The following is an 18,182-nucleotide window of genomic DNA, read 5'->3' on the forward strand; positions in this document are numbered from 1 at the left end:
TTTATAGCTATTTAAGTTTGATTATTTAGCGGCTGGAACATTAACTTCGATTTGCTTAGTTGCAATCGCGCTTGATTGTCCAGCTTTCTTCACGCTTACTACGATTGTACCTTGTGCACCTGCATTAGCTTTACCGGTAATCTTTCCGCCAACTACTTTTAAGTTCGTGACTTCAGAAAGGTTTCCGGAATAACTTGTTGCAATCGTACCTAATGTTATTGCTTGTCCTTCATTAGACATGTAAATGGAGTTATCAGGGGCAATAAGTGCTGTTGCCTCGGAAGATGTCAATTTAATTCCATCACCAGTCACTACTGAAATATCAAACTCTCCTGCAGTAATGACAGGTTTAGTTTCTTTAAACTCTACTGAAGAAATTGAAGGCGTTGAGTTCACTACAGTAATTGTAGCAGTCGCTCTTGTAATATCTCCTTGTTTAATCAAGATATTCGTAGTTCCTGCTTCTTTAGCTACAACAGTAAGTACTCCTGTTGCTGCATCTTTTGTAACTGTTGCAGCACTTGGATTAGACGAAGTGACTTCGTATCCAGCACCAATTTTATCGTCGTTCACATAAAATCCTTGGCTATTGTACTGTTTCCAAGCTAATTTTACCGTGCCGTCTTTTGAACCTTTAATTGCATCAATTGTCAAATCGTCTGAAGCAGATACTGTTTCTAGCTTTTTAGTAGCTACTGTTTCATCATCCGATACAGCAACTGCAATATTACCTAGAACTGTATCTCCAGATTTAACTTGAACAGTTGTAGTTCCTGCTTTTATCCCTTTAACATTCACAGTAGCTTTACCATCTGCCACTGTTAAAGTAGCTGCTGGAACAGTAGCAATTTCAGCGTCTTTTGACTCAACTGTTACATCCCCAGCATACAAGTCACCATATTGGTCTTTAACTACTACATTAGTGCCCTGCGTTGCACCTTTGATTAATTTAGACTCAGTTGATGATAATGTAGCACTGCTTGCAACTCGTTTACCAACACCTACTGTAAGTTTTACATTCTTCGTAACATCGCCTACTTTAGCTACAATCGTAACTTCTCCAGTACTGATTGGTGTTACTTTACCATCTGAAGTAACCGTTGCTACGCTTGGATTAGAAGAAGTAAATGTCGCAGTCGGATTTGTAAGTGTCGCTCCGCTTAACGCAATAGCTTCTTCAACTTTCAATGTTGTTACACCATTTTCAAGTGAAATCTTTCCACTCTCTACAGTTACTCCATCTTGCTCAACTGAAATCTTACTAATCTCAGAAGGTGTGTTAGCAAAGTCTACTACCTTAACGTCTACTAATTCTGATTCAATAGTTTTTCCATCTTTATCTGTCACGATAACTTTATACGAGAATTTATCGGTAGTAGCCAATTTCTTCAACGTACCAGTTGCCTGCTCAGAGAACACATCAGTATTAGTAGATTGGAACGCAACCTTATAACCAGCATCCGTCAATTTCTTCATATCAACCGGCTTGCCATCAACGTTGAACGCTAATTTTTGGTCAGCTGTATTAGCATTCACTTGAGTAGTAGTAGCTGTAACTTTCTCTACTTTCAACTCATACGTGAACTTGAACGGAGTGACTACATCGTCTTCTCCTTCAACTTCTGATTTAGTCGTCAAGTTAAGAATCATTTCTTTACCCGACGTTAGTTCGTTTTTTAATTCGATTGTCGCTTTAGTACCGTCTGCATTCGCTTTGAATGAAGCCAGTTCATTTCCTTCAATCTTTAATTGTTCTGCTTTCAACGTGTGTAAGTTCTTACCTACTAATTCAAGTTCTTTTTCGCCAGTTGCTGTTACAGAAGTGATTTCAGATACTTCTGGTGCTTCTGGTTCTTCAGTTCCAGGTACTTCAACTTGAATAGTTTTATATAGGAATGAAGCGAACTGTCCACGTGTAGTTGTTTCTTTTGGTCTGAAGTTTGGCGCAGCTGGATTTGTGATGTCGAAGAAGTCGAGTACATCAATTGCCGTACGTGCCTCAGCCTTTGCTTTGTTCAAATCCACTACATCTCTATCAAATTCTTGTTCTTGAACATATGTTAGTAGGTTTGTCTTGTTCACTGAATCATACGCACGAACCAATACAACCGCCATGTTTTCACGCGTGATTGATCCTGCAGCTCCTAATGATCCATCTTCATACCCTCTGAATACATCGTTATCTTTAACGATTGCAGCAGATTGCAATAGATCATCATTGGACTTGGAAGTTAAATCCGTGAAACGTGGATTCGTTTTATAGTCTGTTGGAATTGAGTAACCTTTAGATACAAGCCATTTTCCCATTAACTTTACTACGTCAGAACGCGTTAAAGTTTTATTAGGCTTGAATGAACCGTCCGGGTAACCATTGATAACACCTTCTGCTGCTAGTGCATCAATTGCTTCCTTGTGTGAGTTCGTGTCGACTACGTCATTAAAGTCTGCCGCACTGACAACTGGTGCCACCGCTGATGCTACTAATGCTGCTGACGCTACGCCTGTTAGATACTTGCTGTACTTCTTTTTTGATTGTGATTTCATTAAATAATTTCCTCCTCATAATTTGTAGAAACGCTAATGCTGGTTGGTTGCAGAGCAGCAAAATACCACTCTCCTTATCTTATACCCTCTTTATACTAAAGTAATCATTAAGACTACCAGAATAAATAACAGTATCTTGGAAAGTGTGATTACTAGCTACCCTACTTAAATATTAGCATACCTTTCCTGTGTTGGTAATGGGAATTACAGGATGCATCGAACAGATTGTGGAATTACCAACCATAGGAAGTATACAACTTTCATGTTACATGTAGATTACAACTATGTAACTGAGTTTATATAAATTGAAATATAGCTCACCTACATCATAAATCGCTTTTCGTGATACAATTCCAATATGAAAAAATTACTCGCACTTCTTATATTAATTGGAATACTAATCGGACTGGCGATCTCATCCAGTCAGACATACGAACAACAATCGCTTGTTTCTACATTACAAGAATTGTTACCAAATGAACCTGGTAAACATACTTTATCAACGTTGGAATTCACTTATTGGGATCGAACTATTTCTATTAAAGAACGTGGATATTATCACTTTGTTGAATTTTTAATTAGAAAGTCTGTACATTTCTTCACTTTTGGTTTTTTAGCTCTGGTAATATATTGGGTTTTACCCAATAGAAAAGGCCGCTTAGTACTAGCCGCCCTGTTCACTTTCCTTTTAGCTTGCGCTGATGAACTTCATCAGTACTTTACAGGTGGCCGTACAGCAACGATGCAAGATGTATATTTAGACATGACTGGTGCTATAGTCTTCCTTCTAGTGTTGACTTGTGCTCGTCTCATCAATCACCTACGCAAAAGGTAGTTCTATAGAATCGTTTTGATTTATTGTATTTCTTATCTTTTTATGAGCATACTAATCTGTGCTATGATATCGCGAAATAGGAGGTTATCTAATGCATAACTCGAGCGATCAGCTAATTCTATCGCTTAGCTATATTTCAGTTCAACGGGTCGTAGATCGCGTTGAACAAACTACACAAAAAACGTATCATTCCATCTGTCTTTTCCAAGATCGTATCACCACTTCTACTAGAACATTTCTTTTGAAGCACGTATTCGACCTATCCTACAGACCATTTTCCGGACATACGGGATTATTTTATCTTCATACGAATGAAGGCGTGTTTACATTTGAGATTGAAGAAGAACCAGAATACTTTATTTCATTATTCAAGCAGATTCAGTCCAACTAAGAAATTATATTGTATAAACCAACGTCCTATTTCATATTTTGAATTAGGACGTTTATACTTTTAAGACGTCGGGTATAAACAACTATCGACTATATATAAAAAAGACGCTATTGATAGAATATTCATCGAATACTTAATATTTCAATACACTTTAAAAGCATCTAGATGATATAATAGTATTAATAATTTATATCACCCATTAAATCCTTTGAACTATAATCGATACTATTACTTCCTATTATGGAGGAGGGCAACTATGAACAGGGAACATGAGATAACTGCCATTTCTACGGGCATTGATCATGCGTTGAACACGGGTAAGTATTATGAAGCAATCGAACTTGCAACTCAGTTATTAAACAAAGCTGAATTACATTCTATAGACGAAGTGATTTTAACCGCACATTACATTTTGGCTTCCACGTATTACTACATTGGAAATTTCGAAAAAGTTCTTTACCATATTGAAAAACATCATGCCTACTGTCTATTGAATGGAAACAAATCTGATTGGATGCGTTCATATTATCTACAATATCTTGTTAGTCAGTTTGCTTCGGATTACGATAGAGGCGAGCGAGTGTTAAAAGATATGCTCTCGAGCGCACTTGATTTAAAAGATCACTCGCACATTAGCATGGCGTATGGTAGATTAAGCCACTTACACAACAAAAAAGGTGAATATGAACAAGCGTTAGAATATGCAAGTCTTGGATTACGCTATGCTCAGTCAAAAGAAGTGGAAAGAGAACTATATCTAATCCAAGCACATTTATTTCTAATGGAATCAGCTTTAAATTTACAGGACGCTCACTTAGCCCTAAATAGTATTAAGTACGTGAGTGATTTATCCGATCTATCCAACTGTCCTCGCGAGAAAGGTTTTTATAAATTTTTGAAAGCTAGGGTCCATGAATTATTAGACGAGCCCGAAATCGCTTTTCATTATTATACAATCGCAAAAGAACATGATAGTTTATTGAATGATTATGCCTCATTAAAAGACATACAGCAAAAGAGAATTGAATTAGCTGAAAAAATTTGTGACTTTGATGAACTAGCTATTATCCAGAAAGAATATATTGAATTACTACATGAAATGGAACATATAACCTGGGTTAAAGCGGCACTCGAACTACAAATCCGCTTACAAAGTGCTTCATGCAAAACAAAAGAGAATATAGATTACTTAACAGGCCTTTTTAACAGAAGGTATCTGGAAGAAACTACTGATTTGAAGCTGAAAAAGGCATTGAAAAATAGAAGTTCTGTTGTCTGTATAGCTTTCGATATAGACAATCTTAAATCTATTAATGATACGTTTGGCCATCTCATGGGAGACGAAGCGATTAAATTTGTCGCGCATACTTGCTCTAATGAAGTAAGAAAAGAGGATTTATTAGGACGGTTTGGCGGAGATGAGTTCGTTTTGGTCATGCAGGATATTTCTTTAGAAGATGCAAAGAGAAAAGCTAATTTACTGGCCGAAAAAGTCATGACACTATCAGCTAACTCGGATATTTTACCTATTCCGTTAACTATAAGCATTGGTCTAGGTGATAATACGATGCATAATATACAAAGTTTTAAGGATTTATTCCATTTAGCCGATCTCGCTCTTTATCAAGCGAAGAAGAACGGGAAAAATCAAGTCATGACGTATGTATAACATTAGCAAAGAGCCCTTCAAAAGGGTTGATATTTATTGTTTTAAATAATAGGCGTACTCCTTAATATAATTTTTCAAACAAAAAAGCTCACATTGGCATAACTGCTAATGTGAGCTTTCGATTTATTAGTTCAATACTTTTACTTTTACATTTTTACGTCCCCATTGGTAAGCGCGTGATTTATTTGGAATAAATACGTCGATTTTCTTACCTTTGATAGCTCCGCCAGTATCTCCAGCGATTGCATATCCGTAACCTTCAACGTGAACTTTTGTTCCTAATTTAATAACTCGTGGATCTACTGCGATTACTTTTAAATTAGGGTTCTTTCGTAAATTCAATCCTGTACGTGTAATACCTGAACATCCATTACAATGAGCTGTATAAGCAGTTGCGCTTACCATAAGTTCTTTAGATACACTCGCTCCATTTGAACGGGATGGTGTGTTTTGTTTCTTTGGTGTGCTAGCAGCCACTTTAGAAGACTTCACCAAACGTAATTTTTGTTTTGGATAGATAACTGTTGATTTCAAGTTATTCCATTGCTTGATATTAGAGACCGACACTTTATGTTGTTGAGAAATTTTATATAGTGTGTCACCTTTTTTTACTGTATGAACTGATGCCGCAGCAGATGTTTCGTTCATTCCGCTTGTGAATACTGTGATTAACATGGCTACTGTCAATGCAAATAATAACTTCTTCAATATGCCACCCCTAACGATTTGATAGCCTCAGCTTACCAAGTTTATATTACAGTTAGATTACAACACTAAAACAATACAATGACAACGGTAAGTCTAATGTTACAAATAACATGTTTCTCGTATGAATTAAAAGATAATTTAGGTATATACACACATGAACTTTATTACATTTTGACACACAAACTATTCTACATGTTTTATAGGAATCAGAATGGGTAAGTTTATCAATAACGCGGAGATCATATTCTACCTAATCTAAGGAGGAGCTAATGTATGAAGAAACGACACGTAGTTGGAACGTACGATACGGATAGAGAAGCGATTGCAGCTATTGAAAATCTTAAGCATCTTGGATTTACTGCAGATGAAATCTCTATCATTAGTAAAGACCCTGACCAGTCAGAGTATGTAGTTGAACAAACAGAGACTCACGCTACTGAAGGAGCAGCAACCGGTGCCGCTACTGGCGGTTTGATTGGTGGAGTCGGAGGGATTTTGACGGGGATTGGGGCTTTAGCTATTCCAGGCGTTGGTCCTATCATTGCAGCCGGACCTATCGTAGCAGGTATTACAGGTGCTGTAGCAGGAGCAGGTATAGGGGGTCTAGCGGGTGCTTTAATCGGAATGGGAATCCCCGAAGAAGAAGCTCACCGTTACAATGAACATTTCGAACATGGCAAGATATTAGTATTAATTGATTCAGATCTATACGATCCAGTCACACATACACATTCAACCGATCCAACTGTTGAACATACGCAAACACATGTAAATACAGAATCTAGTCCATTGATCGATCCCAATCCATTCGCTAAGGATCACAGTTATGATCCATTAACAGATCCAAAACCTACTAATAAAGATCACTTATAATAACTCTTCTGAAAAAGTCTCTTAGGAGGCTTTTTTCATTGTAAAGATAGGTACATATCAAGTAAGTTGGTTTCTACCCTCCCCTATAAGGGAATGAACAACTATAGCTAATTATAAATAAGTGAGGTGCGTTACATGCCAGTGACCCGTGATCAAGACGACGTTTCGCGAGCGATTATACAACTGATCAAAGACGGCAATCTTGAGTCTTTAAAGAAAGCAATTGAGGAACTTAAGCCTGAAGAAGTGGCTGATCAGTATAAACGATTGCCCCGAAAACGACATACTGTGTATTTAGAAGTATTGGATAAAGATAAACTGATTCATATGCTGGCTTTTTTATCGAAAAGTGAACAACTGAGAGTACTTGAATTAGTAGGTCCAATTCGTTCTACAGAACTTTTAGACGAAATGAAAAGTGATGATTTATCCTATCTATTATCTGATCTTCCAGATAAACAAGTGGAAAAACTGATAGCTAAAATGCGTCAAGAAGAAAAAAAGAATATCCATAAGCGCCGAAAGTACCCAAAAGATTCTGCTGGACGAATTATGATAACACGCTATGTATGGATTCATCAGTCCTACTCCGTTGAGAAGACGATTGAAAAGCTCAAGCATTATGAAGCGTTTGCTCACTACTTGAACTACGTTTATATCATTAATGACGAAAAACAATTAATTGGTGTGCTTTCATACCGTGATTTATTACTTGCGGAGGCAGATGTTTGTGTTACGGAAATTATGGAAACAGGTGTAGCAAAAGTTTTGGATACAACTGATCAGAGTGACGTAGCCAAAATGATCGGTCGATATGACTTCGTATCACTACCTGTTGTGAATGAACAGGACGTTTTAGTTGGAATTATTCGTACGGATGAAGTACTCGATTTAGTTGTTAGAGAAGCAAACAAAGACATAGAAATGTTATTTGCTTCTGGTAAATCCATTGACTTCAACACAAAACCACTTATAGCTGCATACCGTAGACTCCCCTGGCTCATCCTGTTGCTATTTATCGGATTGGTATCGGGAAGTATCATTTCTAAATTCGAAGATACACTTAACGCCGTTGTAGCTCTCGCGTTCTTTATGCCGATGATTGCAGGTATGACAGGCAATACAGGTACACAGTCACTAGCAGTCGTAGTGCGTGGGCTTGTGTCTGAAGATATGACCATGAAGAGATCCCTTCATTTAATATTCCGGGAGCTAATTGTTGGAATCATATTAGGTGTAGTATGTGGTGCCTTAATTTCAGTGATTGCTTATATATGGCAAGGCAGTTTTACACTTGGATTAGTAGTCGGTTCTTCTTTAGTCGTCACACTTATTATCGGAACGATTGCAGGTACTGTGATTCCGTTGATTCTTAATAAACTCAAAGTAGATCCTGCAGTCGCTTCAGGTCCTTTGATTACAACTATTAATGATATATTGTCCTTGTTGATTTATTTTGGTATTGCGACTATGTTCATTTCAAAATTAATGTAGTTGAATATTCTGATTATTATGCATATAGAGAAGTGAAATGGCATAATATAATGTAATGAAAGGTTCGTGTAAGGTATTTGTAATATATCTCAGTTTCATGCCAAAGACTACAGAAAGATGACATTTTTCACAGTTTGATGATTTACGTTTATTACGTTTTTGATAGGTTATACTACTAGTAACAGCAACTGCACAAATGGATTTGGGTTGAAGTTTGGTGCAGCTGGATTTGTGATAGCGAAGAAGTAAAGTCGAATAGTTTGTACCGCTTCGTCGAAGAGCGTGTACATAATCAAAGCTCCGCGGCCATGGGTTGACCGCGGAGCTTTGTTTTTATTTCGCTGTTTATTTTTAATGAGGAAAGGGAATTTGTGAAACAGGAGGTGTTTACAGATGCCATGGAGTAAAAGTAATTATCCTACTTCACTAAAGAACCTAAATTCTGAAGTACGAGAGAAAGCCATTGAAATTGCCAATGCTTTGTTGGATGAAAACTATTCCGAAGCGCGCGCGATTTCCATTGCAACGGCTAAAGCACATGAGTATGTAGAAGGCAAAAGCGAAGGTCGTCCTCACTATGAAGTGAAATCACGAGAGAATGAGTGGATTTTTCGTAAGGCTGGAAGTGACCATGTGATGTTCAAAGAAGATACTAAATCATTACTACTTGAAAAAGCTAAAAAATATGTTAATGAACACAATGGTATTTTAAATGTCTTCCATGCGGACGGTTCACATGACCACACATTATATGAATAACTGTAAAAACGAAGTGCCCTTCTATTTAGGGGCACTTCGTTCATGTTTCTTCGCCAGGTTCTGGGGGATACGTCACTTCCCCATCGTCTAACACAACCGGTTCAGCCCCCCACTTCCCTACCTCGTGATCTTCAATTAACGTCTTCCCCTTAGGTCCATCAATAATATGTTTTACATCCCAACCATGTGTAGCGAGCCAATTACTAATTAATAAGCGATGGCATCTTGCCGGATGACGCTCTGAACAACATATTGCGATTCGCTTTTCTGAAGCTTCTTTCATCAATTCGTTGATTCCTTCTTCGAATTCGGGAGTCAACGTGTAATCCGCATAATTGTGGAAGGATTGATTATTCCATCCTTCATTGACTTCATTATCAATAGTTTTGGATTTCTTCCTACGGCCTCCTAATTTTCCGCAATGTCGATAGGCAATAGCATGCGCGGGTAACCATTCTTTCATTCGATCCTCATGGAAATGTGGGAATTTGCGACTGCCGGGAAATGCCCGAACATCTACTAGTTTCTGAATACCGGCATCGTCCAATAATTTTAAAAACTCTTCTTCCGTATGTGTGGAATGCCCAACTGTATAAATTTCCATAACTACTCACTCCTTATATTTCTACTATTCCCTCGGATTCGAATAGAATAACCTCCTTTCCATTTTTGTTACCTACTACTATTCAAGCGGGAAACTTTGACGCATGATGAAAAACACGGGTTCATCGTCTCCTAGTTTCTACATCTGAAATTCGGGAATGATAAAGTAAAAAGGAAGTGAAGACTATGCTTCATTTCAAACGAGCATTGTTTATATATAACTGTACCGCCGGAGAAGATAACATGGCACAGAAACTTTCTGAAACGCTTCACATATTTGCGCAAGCAGTCGACGAACTCATTGTACTGAACTCAGCTTCTGAAGCAGAACTCCAACTAACCTGCGTGAAATATAGTGATCAAGTCGACTTGTTCATTATACTCGGTGGTGATGGCACTGTTCATACATGCATTAACAGCATTGCGCCACTTTCTGTCCGACCGATCATAGCCATATTGCCTGGTGGCACGTCAAATGATTTTAGTCGATCTTTAGGTATCCCCCAGTCACTGAATGAAGCAGTAACAGAATTGCTTAACGGATCAGTCATCGAAACAGACGTCGGCAAAGTGGGTGAGAGCTATTTCATGAACTTTTGGGGCATCGGCTTAGTAACAAAGACGTCAGAAAACATTAAGTCCGAAGAAAAGAAACGTTTTGGATCGATTAGTTATGTGCTCAGTACATTGCGCACTCTCAACCAAACAGAACCTTTTCATTATAAAATTCGATCTACTAATACAGAATTGGAAGGCGATGCCATTTTATTATTTGTACTTAATGGACGCTTTATTGGTACAACTGAGCTACCTATCGCACCATTGACTCCATTTGACGGCAAATTAGACTTACTGATCGTAAAAGACACTAACTTCGCTGCCTTTAAAGAACTATTTGCATTACAAGATCCTCTCGTCGAAAATGAGCAACTAGCTGAACTTGAATATATACAAGTAGAGTCATTAGAAATAGTAGATCCTATTGGGAGTAAAGTAGACATGGATGGGGAAATTTATGAAGAAACTACACAGAGAATTACTGTCTTACCCGGCCATTTACAAATGATACAAGTTAATAGTTAGTAAAAAGGTAGCCGGAGAATAGTCTCCAGCTACCTTTTTAGCGTTCTATTTCCAATATCGGTTCATTCGAATTTGATATACCGGCCAATTCATCACGCAGTAAATAAGCACCGAGCATGCTATACACGGTTCCGTTACCACCAAGCCCAATCAAATAATAGATATGTGGTTCAAATGGATGGCGGCCGATTACTGGCAATTCATCTGTCGATTCACCAAACAGCGCAGTCCATTCGTATTCAAAGTCCAGTTTCTGATTCGGGAACAAGTCTTGTAATTCCTGTTTTAATTGTGAAAACTTCTTATCTATCGCTTCTTGTGAGTCAGGTAGTGTGTCCATATTCTGATCCAAACCACCCGCCACAATTCGATTTTCATCTGTTAATCGCATATACAAATAAGGTCGTTTCGTTTCCCAAATCATCATACGGTCATGCCAGAATGACAAATCATCGATCGGCTGAGTAGCAATTGCATACGTCACTTTTAAGTCTTTCTGAGGGATCGACATATCGGGAGTCGGTGCATAACCCGTCGTGACAATAACTGACTTCGCCTGAAATTCTCCATCTGTCGTTTTTATTAGTACGCGTTCTTCGGTATCCTGAATTCCCAGCACTTCAGTATGTTCAAATATATCCATACCCTTTTCATACGCATAGTGGATTGCACCCATGCATAAACGTAGAGGGTTTACTTCCGCATCCCCTTCTGTCACAATAGCGGCTGGTTGGGAGAATGGGAAGTGCGCTTCAATATCTTCTGGCTCCCAATACTCGACAGGGAAATCATATTTTTGTAGCGCTTCGAACTCCTTACGCAATCTTGCTACATCTTCTTCCGTACTCGCATAATATAAGCTATCACGCGTATGGAAATTCACATCAAACGGTGCATGTTCCGCCACGTCTTTCAAATTCTTCATCGCTTCTTTGCAGCCTTTATAAAACTCTACCGCTTTCTCTTCACCAATTTGCTCAATCAGTTCGTGTAACATAATATCATTGGAGAATTGCAATAATCCGGTATTGGCAGACGTACTTCCTCCACCCACTTCTTCTTGTTCAATCAACACAATAGAGTAGCCTTCATTCGACAAAACATACGAAGTGAGTGCACCTGACATCCCACCGCCTACTATCGCCACGTCATACAACTCTTTACGCTCTATTTTCGGAAAACCTTCTTTTTCAAATGTTGATTCCCAATATAATGATCCTGTATGTAACTTCATCATGAGCTATCCCCTGTCTAATCGTTTTTACTCTATTTACCCACTTAGACAGGTCATATAAACATAGACAAAAAAGACACTCAGCCATTACAACTGAGTGTCCATACTTTATCCTCTAAACGGCCACCAGACACCTCGTCCGAATGAAACCGTAATTGCTGGAATGAGCAATGGCAATATAATTAAGCCATATAGCAATAATCCCGAAATAACGATAGTTGCAATTTGTACGAGACTCAAAACACCTGAAGGCATCATGGCACCGAATGTTCCTGCTAAGATTACGGCTGCTGTAATAATAACCGTACCCATTTTCGCCATTGAATACATCAATGCTTCCTTGATCTTCATACCTCCGATACTCTCTTCACGGAAACGATCGAGTAAGAAGATCGAGTAGTCTACACCGAGCGCAATGAGCATGATGAATCCGAAGAATGGAACAGCCCAACTGATACCGTCATAACCTAGACCGTTAACAAAAATCAGTTCTGTAATCGAAATCGCCGTATAATATGTCAGCAGTAACGAACCGATCATATAAAGCGGCATGATTGCCGAACGGAATAAAACGAATAACACAACGAACAATCCAATTAACATGATCGCTACGGTACGCGTAAAGTCAGCTGACGAAATATCATTTAAATCCGAGTTAATACTTGAAATACCACTAAACGCTAAATCCGCATCTTCAAATGGTGTGCCGATAACGGAACGCTTCACAGAATCTTTAATATCATGAACCGTAGAAATCGCTTCACGTGAATAAGGATTTTCCTCTAGTATGACTTCCATCAAGATTCCTTTTTTATCGTCGAATGTGTAACGATCGATCACTGGAGTGAACTCTTCATTATCAAGCGTTCCTTTAGGAATGAATAACCCCGTATCGCGCACACTTTTCGTATCCGCCATATCAGCGAGCATATCGGCAATCTCCTGAAGGCCTGTTGTCACTTCAGCCAACCCGTCCTTCGAAGCTTTCACGCCACTACCTAGCTGTTTCAAACCACCTTTTAATTGGCCGATTTGTGAACCGCTTTGGTTAATTTGTGATCCTGCTCCTGCGATACCGCTGCTGATCTTATCCAATTCATTTCCTAATGCATCCAATCCACCAGCTGCTTGGGCTGCTGGTAAACCTTGTTGTAAGCCACCCGAAATCTGAGCGAGCTGACCGTTGATTTGCTCAATACCATTTGCCGCTTGGATTAATCCACTACCGCCACCCGCTCCACCGGAAGGTAGTTGGTTAGCTGCATCTCGCAAATTATATTGTACAGTTGCCAATCCTAGACGAATTTCCTGTATACCATCATTCGCCTCCTGCATGCCGTCCGCCATCAAGCCAATTTGGTGATCTACATATAAGTCTTCTAATAGTTCACCAGTCGGACGTGTAACAGTACGGACACTTTTCACGCCATCTACTTTCTCTAAATCACGAGAAATAGCTTCCAAATACGTAACGTCTCCTTCTTTAACGATTGGAGAATCTTTCTTCAGTAATACTTGTACAGGCAATGAATCCCCTTCACCGAATGCATCAGAAATGAGGTTCAACCCAATGACAGATTCTTTGCTACCATCAATTTCATCTACTGTATTGAATGAGAGATCATTGTCATACGTCAACAGTAGCGGAACCGTGATGATAGCTACAATCAACATGGAAAGTAGTGGACGCATGACGGATACTTTACTGAATGCAATCCATAATTTACTGTCTTTATGAGAAGCGGCCCCTTTAGCTGGCCAGAATAGCTTGTCTTTCAATATAGACATCAATAATGGGACAACAGTGAATAGAACGAGCATTAATACGGCAATTCCCACAGCTACCGCAACTGCTGACTTAAATATCGGGAAATCCGCAAAACCGATTGCCGCGAAACCGATAAACACGGCAAGTCCACTTATAAATAATGTACGACCTGCTGTTTTATAGGTGTTAATAATCGCTTCTTCTACTTCATGGCCTGCAAGTAATTCTTCTTTATAACGACTTAGCAACAAAATACAATAATCTGTTCCGAGACCGAATAAAATTGCTACTAAGAATATTTGTGTATAGTTCGAGACTGGGAATCCAAACCAGTCGATGAAAAATGCCACGAATGATTGACTTAATAAATAGGCAATTCCCACCGCCACTAACGGTACGAATGGAGTGATAATCGAGCGGAATACAATGAGCAAGAGAGCAAATATCAATACAACGGTAATCACTTCCGTCTTTTTCAATCCTTCTTGCGCGCTCTCATTCACATCATTATTAATGATGGCTTCACCTGTCATATAGACTTTGTCATCTTTTGATACGATATCTTTCTCGATTTTCTCTGCTAACTGAATAACTTCTTCTTGCGTACCGTCTACAGTAATCGGAAGCAAGACGGTTTTCTTATCCTTTGAAACAAGTTGCCCTTCCATTTCTTCACTTTCAAATGGATCTAAGACATCTGTTACGATTTCACTAACTTTCTTAATTTCTTTAGCTGCAGCTGAAATTTCTTTTTTCTTTGTTTGATCTGCTGCTTTTTCTAAATCATATACTAACGAAATCGTTTCATCTGCTTGCCCTGCATCTTCTAACATTTGCGCAGCCTTTTGCGAGTCTGCCGAATCGAGCAATTGGAATGATCCTGCCTTCTCTGCTTGCTTCGCTAAATCAGGTGCAAGTATGAACAATACGGCAGTCAGCACAACTAATCCTATCGCTATAGGCCATTTGAATTTCAACACAGTTTTCACCCGTTATCTCCCCCTCGTTACTAAAATCGATTTTAATTTACGGAATGTTTCAATGAATTGTTCTAGTTCTTGTTCGTCTATACGATCTTCGAACAATTTTTCGATACTATCATATATTGCTGCATTTGAAACAGACAATACTTCAAGACCTTTTGCGGTCAGTGAGATTCGATTGATCCGCTGATCGTTTGGATCTTTTTCTGACTGGACAAGATCTTTCTCGACAAGTTTCTTAAGACGTGTCGAAATTGCACTCTTATGTACTCCTTGAATTTCTGCCAATTGTCCACTAGATAGATAGCCATAGGCAGAAAGAATTTTTAGTACTTGGATTTGTTCTGGAGAGTAGTCTTTCCAAATCGGTACATCCAAATTTTTCACAACGTGTTCCGTGCCATAAATTATAACTTCTTCAAATAATTCTACTGCTTCTTGAAGTTGATCTTTCAAAGTAGTCCACCCCCTAAACCAATAATTAATAGTTTAGGGGGTGGACTAAATAAAGTCAACAAAAAAGCCAGCTTAAAAGAGATGTTCTCTCCTGCTGGCCTTCATTGGAATAATCTATTAAATAATACAGTACGCGATGACGGATAGTAGGATGGATGTTACTGTCATAGCAGCTAGCGGACGCATCGCACGATCTTTTAAGTCTCGTAGACTGACGTTTAGTCCAAGTCCTACCATAGCCGCTGTCAGTAACCATGTGGTCAGTGTGAAGACGCCTTCCATTACGTTATCAGAAACAGGAATAGAATGTCCGAATACATAGCTTCCAAGGATACTTAAGATAATAAATCCTACTAAGAACCAAGGAAACTCAATTTTAGCACCCGATTCGTCAGTATCTTTGTTTTTGCGTTTCATTATGAAGATCAAGATAAAGCAGAGTGGTACTAATAGGAATACACGACCGAGTTTGGCTAGTAAAGCTATAGCTAACCCGTCTTCTCCTGCGGGTGCACCAGCTAATGCAACGTGCGCCACTTCATGTAAACTGATTCCTGCCCACATTCCGTACTCGATTGAATCAAGCGGAAGGATCGGACGTAAAATGGTGTAGCCAATCGCAAATACGGTACCCATTAACGCGATAATTCCTACACCAATTGCGGTATCTTCATCTTTTGCCTTAATGATTGGTGCAACTGCAGCAATGGCAGCCGCGCCACAGACCCCTGTTCCGACCCCTAAGAGCAAGGAGATATTTTTATCTGCTTTAAATACTTTAGCAAGCCAGATCGTCATGAAGATGGCAAAAATGATGACCCCTACATCTCGAGCGAGTAAGCCAAGACCGTCACTTAAGACTGTATCTATATTTAATTTCAACCCATATAAAATGATAGCAGCACGTAGTAAACGCTTCGATGAAAAGGCGATTCCACTTCGGATTATTTCAGGATAGCCGAAGAATTGACGGTATGCCACCGCGATAATAATTGCGCATGCCAGTTGTCCGATATGATCGAAACCTGGTACCTTTGCTAATAAATAACCTAAAAATGCAATGAAGAATGTAAATGCTATTCCACCCATCCATGATACCCATTTGGATGGATGTTTCGGTTCATGCTGTTCCGGAATCATTTTTGAAGTAACCACGATGACATCACCTCCTGTCACAAGTATATAAAAGCATTCGCTATAAGAGAAATAACAATTTATAATAGGTATGATAAGTAAAACGATATACATGGAAAGGAGTTGCTTTGTCATCGACCAGCAACTGCAAGTATTTATCGAAGTAGCCGAGAAAAAGAACTTTTCAAGAGCAGCGGAAGAACTGCATATGACACAACCCGCTGTCAGTCAGTACATCCGTTCACTAGAAGAATCCATTGGCGTTCGACTACTTGAGCGGACCAATAAATACGTGCGGCTCAATCAAGCCGGAGAAATTGTCTATCATCACGCAAAAGAAATCATCGGACTGTATTCTAGAATGCAGAATTTAGTTGATGACTTAGCTAACAAAGCAAGTGGTCCACTTACGATCGGTGCCAGCTACACGTTTGGAGAGTATGTTCTTCCACACATCCTGTCCAAGCTTGTCGCGGATTATCCATTGATCGAACCGCAAGTGACGATTGGCAATACAGCAGACATTGCGGAACTAGTCATCACTCATCAGCTAGATGTAGGCTTGATCGAAGGACACTTCAAGGAAGCTGCACCTTTGCAGAATGAAGATTTTGCAGAAGATGAAATGTACGTCGTCACTTCCGTCGATCACCCACTTGCACAGAAAAAAGGACGTCAATCCATTACTGAGTTAGAAGATGATATTTGGTTGTTGCGCGAAGAAGGATCAGGTACACGCGAAGCGGCAGAACTATTCTTCTATCAGTCAGGATTTTATCCGAAACGTATTATGCAGTTTAGTAGTACGCAACCGATTAAAGAGTCCGTGGAAGCAGGTCTTGGCGTGAGTTTGCTGTCACAGTGGGCGATCCAAAAAGAGTTGCACTACGGTGATATGAAGGCGTTGTCTATAAAGGGAACGCCATTTAAACGTCATTTTTCCATTGTGACGAATTCCCCTTTCCAAACGAAGGCGTTGCAGGTTTTTATTGAGTTGTTGAAGAATAGTGAGGAATTAACTGTGTTGAATGTGCGTAGTGAGGGGTAGTGCTGGTGACGTGCGAGTATACGGGTAATTTGTTGGTAGAAGTAAGTAGGATACGATGGTAGGTAGTTGTTTTGCAAACCCTTACTCTTCCTTGTTTTGTGCAGGGGTTGTGGTTTGACTGGCTATGCAAGTGTGGCGGGCATTGGCCCCACTTCGGCGGTGGTGGATGGCTTCCGCAATGAGCCAGACAGGAAAGTGCGCCTGGCTGTCTCATTGCTACGCCTACCACGTGCAGCCGCCTTCGTTAGACTGGGTGTAGGGCGGTTCAGTTACTTGTTTTTCTAGTACACGGATAATTTGTTCGTACAGGTAAGTAGGATACGATGTTGGGTAGTTATTTTTGCAACCCCTTACTCTTCCTTGCTTTGTGCAGGGGTAGTAGTTTGACTGGCAATGTAAGTAGGGCGATCATTGGCGCCACTTCGGCGGTGGTGGATGGCTTCCGCAATGAGCCAGACAGGAAAGTGCGCCTGGCTGTCTCATTACTACGCCTACCACGTGCAGCCGCCTTCATTAAATAGTGTGTAAGTCAGTTCTGATTCTTCTTTTGCAAGAATAGGAACTAGTACCACCCAGTTACTGGTTTTATCTCCTATAAAC

16 protein-coding genes are annotated in these 18,182 nt (G+C 39.5%); 8 read left to right on the forward strand and 8 right to left on the reverse strand.

The window, feature by feature from the left end; genetic code table 11:
• Positions 1 to 21: 21 nt before the first annotated feature.
• Entirely contained in the window at positions 22 to 2,544 is a 2,523-nt protein-coding gene (locus tag CSV76_RS13760; protein ID WP_099625938.1) for an S-layer homology domain-containing protein, read from the reverse strand.
• A gap of 358 nt (positions 2,545 to 2,902) precedes the next feature.
• On the opposite strand from CSV76_RS13760, the gene CSV76_RS13765 reads away from it, so the two are divergent.
• The 3 genes from CSV76_RS13765 to CSV76_RS13775 all read left to right on the forward strand — a co-directional run bounded on the left by CSV76_RS13765 (position 2,903) and on the right by CSV76_RS13775 (position 5,439).
• A complete protein-coding gene (locus CSV76_RS13765) occupies positions 2,903 to 3,379 on the forward strand; it encodes a VanZ family protein (protein ID WP_085428314.1) in 477 nt (158 codons plus the stop codon).
• Positions 3,380 to 3,470: 91 nt separating this feature from the next.
• Positions 3,471 to 3,770 carry a hypothetical protein gene (locus CSV76_RS13770; RefSeq protein ID WP_099625939.1) on the forward strand — a complete coding sequence of 100 codons (300 nt, stop codon included), beginning with the start codon at positions 3,471 to 3,473 and terminating at the stop codon, positions 3,768 to 3,770.
• A 256-nt stretch (positions 3,771 to 4,026) separates the two neighbouring features.
• Positions 4,027 to 5,439, forward strand: a complete 1,413-nt coding sequence (locus CSV76_RS13775) for a GGDEF domain-containing protein (RefSeq protein ID WP_099625940.1) — start codon at positions 4,027 to 4,029, stop codon at positions 5,437 to 5,439.
• Between the two features lie 126 nt (positions 5,440 to 5,565).
• On the opposite strand, the gene CSV76_RS13780 is transcribed toward CSV76_RS13775, so the two are convergent.
• Entirely contained in the window at positions 5,566 to 6,147 is a 582-nt protein-coding gene (locus CSV76_RS13780; RefSeq protein ID WP_085428311.1) for a 3D domain-containing protein, read from the reverse strand.
• Between the two features lie 273 nt (positions 6,148 to 6,420).
• Here CSV76_RS13780 and CSV76_RS13785 point away from each other — a divergent pair, with 273 nt between their 5' ends.
• Together CSV76_RS13785 and mgtE are read left to right on the forward strand one after the other, a co-directional pair.
• Positions 6,421 to 7,020, forward strand: coding sequence for a general stress protein (locus CSV76_RS13785; protein ID WP_099625941.1), 600 nt, complete (start codon positions 6,421 to 6,423; stop codon positions 7,018 to 7,020).
• 135 nt (positions 7,021 to 7,155) lie between these two features.
• Positions 7,156 to 8,514: a magnesium transporter gene (mgtE, locus tag CSV76_RS13790; protein WP_099625942.1), complete on the forward strand. Its 1,359-nt coding sequence runs from the start codon at positions 7,156 to 7,158 to the stop codon at positions 8,512 to 8,514.
• A gap of 167 nt (positions 8,515 to 8,681) precedes the next feature.
• On the opposite strand, the gene CSV76_RS17865 is transcribed toward mgtE, so the two are convergent.
• Positions 8,682 to 8,804 carry a hypothetical protein gene (locus tag CSV76_RS17865; RefSeq protein ID WP_255396870.1) on the reverse strand — a complete coding sequence of 41 codons (123 nt, stop codon included), beginning with the start codon at positions 8,802 to 8,804 and terminating at the stop codon, positions 8,682 to 8,684.
• 103 nt (positions 8,805 to 8,907) lie between these two features.
• On the opposite strand from CSV76_RS17865, the gene CSV76_RS13795 reads away from it, so the two are divergent.
• Entirely contained in the window at positions 8,908 to 9,273 is a 366-nt protein-coding gene (locus CSV76_RS13795) for a DUF2188 domain-containing protein (RefSeq protein WP_099625943.1), read from the forward strand.
• A gap of 40 nt (positions 9,274 to 9,313) precedes the next feature.
• Here CSV76_RS13795 and CSV76_RS13800 read toward each other — a convergent pair whose 3' ends face one another.
• The gene (locus CSV76_RS13800) at positions 9,314 to 9,877 is read right to left on the reverse strand and encodes a DUF488 domain-containing protein (RefSeq protein ID WP_099625944.1); all 564 of its coding nucleotides are present in this window, start codon (positions 9,875 to 9,877) and stop codon (positions 9,314 to 9,316) included.
• A gap of 185 nt (positions 9,878 to 10,062) precedes the next feature.
• Between CSV76_RS13800 and CSV76_RS13805 the strand changes: the two genes are divergently transcribed.
• Positions 10,063 to 10,959 carry a diacylglycerol/lipid kinase family protein gene (locus tag CSV76_RS13805; RefSeq protein ID WP_099625945.1) on the forward strand — a complete coding sequence of 299 codons (897 nt, stop codon included), beginning with the start codon at positions 10,063 to 10,065 and terminating at the stop codon, positions 10,957 to 10,959.
• A 37-nt stretch (positions 10,960 to 10,996) separates the two neighbouring features.
• On the opposite strand, the gene CSV76_RS13810 is transcribed toward CSV76_RS13805, so the two are convergent.
• The 4 genes from CSV76_RS13810 to CSV76_RS13825 all read right to left on the reverse strand — a co-directional run bounded on the left by CSV76_RS13810 (position 10,997) and on the right by CSV76_RS13825 (position 16,540).
• Positions 10,997 to 12,193 carry an NAD(P)/FAD-dependent oxidoreductase gene (locus CSV76_RS13810; RefSeq protein ID WP_099625952.1) on the reverse strand — a complete coding sequence of 399 codons (1,197 nt, stop codon included), beginning with the start codon at positions 12,191 to 12,193 and terminating at the stop codon, positions 10,997 to 10,999.
• 108 nt (positions 12,194 to 12,301) lie between these two features.
• Complete coding sequence (locus CSV76_RS13815) at positions 12,302 to 14,950, reverse strand: MMPL family transporter (protein ID WP_099625946.1); 2,649 nt, start codon at positions 14,948 to 14,950, stop codon at positions 12,302 to 12,304.
• A 3-nt stretch (positions 14,951 to 14,953) separates the two neighbouring features.
• Entirely contained in the window at positions 14,954 to 15,400 is a 447-nt protein-coding gene (locus CSV76_RS13820; protein ID WP_099625947.1) for a MarR family winged helix-turn-helix transcriptional regulator, read from the reverse strand.
• Positions 15,401 to 15,517: 117 nt separating this feature from the next.
• The gene (locus CSV76_RS13825) at positions 15,518 to 16,540 is read right to left on the reverse strand and encodes a YeiH family protein (protein WP_233204496.1); all 1,023 of its coding nucleotides are present in this window, start codon (positions 16,538 to 16,540) and stop codon (positions 15,518 to 15,520) included.
• 127 nt (positions 16,541 to 16,667) lie between these two features.
• Between CSV76_RS13825 and CSV76_RS13830 the strand changes: the two genes are divergently transcribed.
• Positions 16,668 to 17,582 (forward strand): LysR family transcriptional regulator, encoded by a 915-nt coding sequence (locus CSV76_RS13830; protein ID WP_085429082.1) that lies wholly within the window; start codon positions 16,668 to 16,670, stop codon positions 17,580 to 17,582.
• Positions 17,583 to 18,182 lie beyond the last annotated feature (600 nt).

Source organism: Sporosarcina sp. P17b (assembly GCF_002743115.1).
GTDB lineage: Bacteria > Bacillota > Bacilli > Bacillales_A > Planococcaceae > Sporosarcina > Sporosarcina ureae_C.

Excerpts from the sequence above, each read along its gene's own strand:
- mgtE (WP_099625942.1), top strand. The coding sequence starts at position 7,156 with ATGCCAGTGACCCGTGATCAAGACGACGTTTCGCGAGCGATTATACAA.
- CSV76_RS13770 (WP_099625939.1), top strand. The coding sequence starts at position 3,471 with ATGCATAACTCGAGCGATCAGCTAATTCTATCGCTTAGCTATATTTCA.
- CSV76_RS17865 (WP_255396870.1), bottom strand. The coding sequence starts at position 8,804 with ATGTACACGCTCTTCGACGAAGCGGTACAAACTATTCGACTTTACTTC.
- CSV76_RS13805 (WP_099625945.1), top strand. The coding sequence starts at position 10,063 with ATGCTTCATTTCAAACGAGCATTGTTTATATATAACTGTACCGCCGGA.
- CSV76_RS13800 (WP_099625944.1), bottom strand. The coding sequence starts at position 9,877 with ATGGAAATTTATACAGTTGGGCATTCCACACATACGGAAGAAGAGTTT.
- CSV76_RS13785 (WP_099625941.1), top strand. The coding sequence starts at position 6,421 with ATGAAGAAACGACACGTAGTTGGAACGTACGATACGGATAGAGAAGCG.
- CSV76_RS13775 (WP_099625940.1), top strand. The coding sequence starts at position 4,027 with ATGAACAGGGAACATGAGATAACTGCCATTTCTACGGGCATTGATCAT.
- CSV76_RS13825 (WP_233204496.1), bottom strand. The coding sequence starts at position 16,540 with ATGATTCCGGAACAGCATGAACCGAAACATCCATCCAAATGGGTATCA.
- CSV76_RS13810 (WP_099625952.1), bottom strand. The coding sequence starts at position 12,193 with ATGAAGTTACATACAGGATCATTATATTGGGAATCAACATTTGAAAAA.
- CSV76_RS13765 (WP_085428314.1), top strand. The coding sequence starts at position 2,903 with ATGAAAAAATTACTCGCACTTCTTATATTAATTGGAATACTAATCGGA.
- CSV76_RS13760 (WP_099625938.1), bottom strand. The coding sequence starts at position 2,544 with ATGAAATCACAATCAAAAAAGAAGTACAGCAAGTATCTAACAGGCGTA.
- CSV76_RS13795 (WP_099625943.1), top strand. The coding sequence starts at position 8,908 with ATGCCATGGAGTAAAAGTAATTATCCTACTTCACTAAAGAACCTAAAT.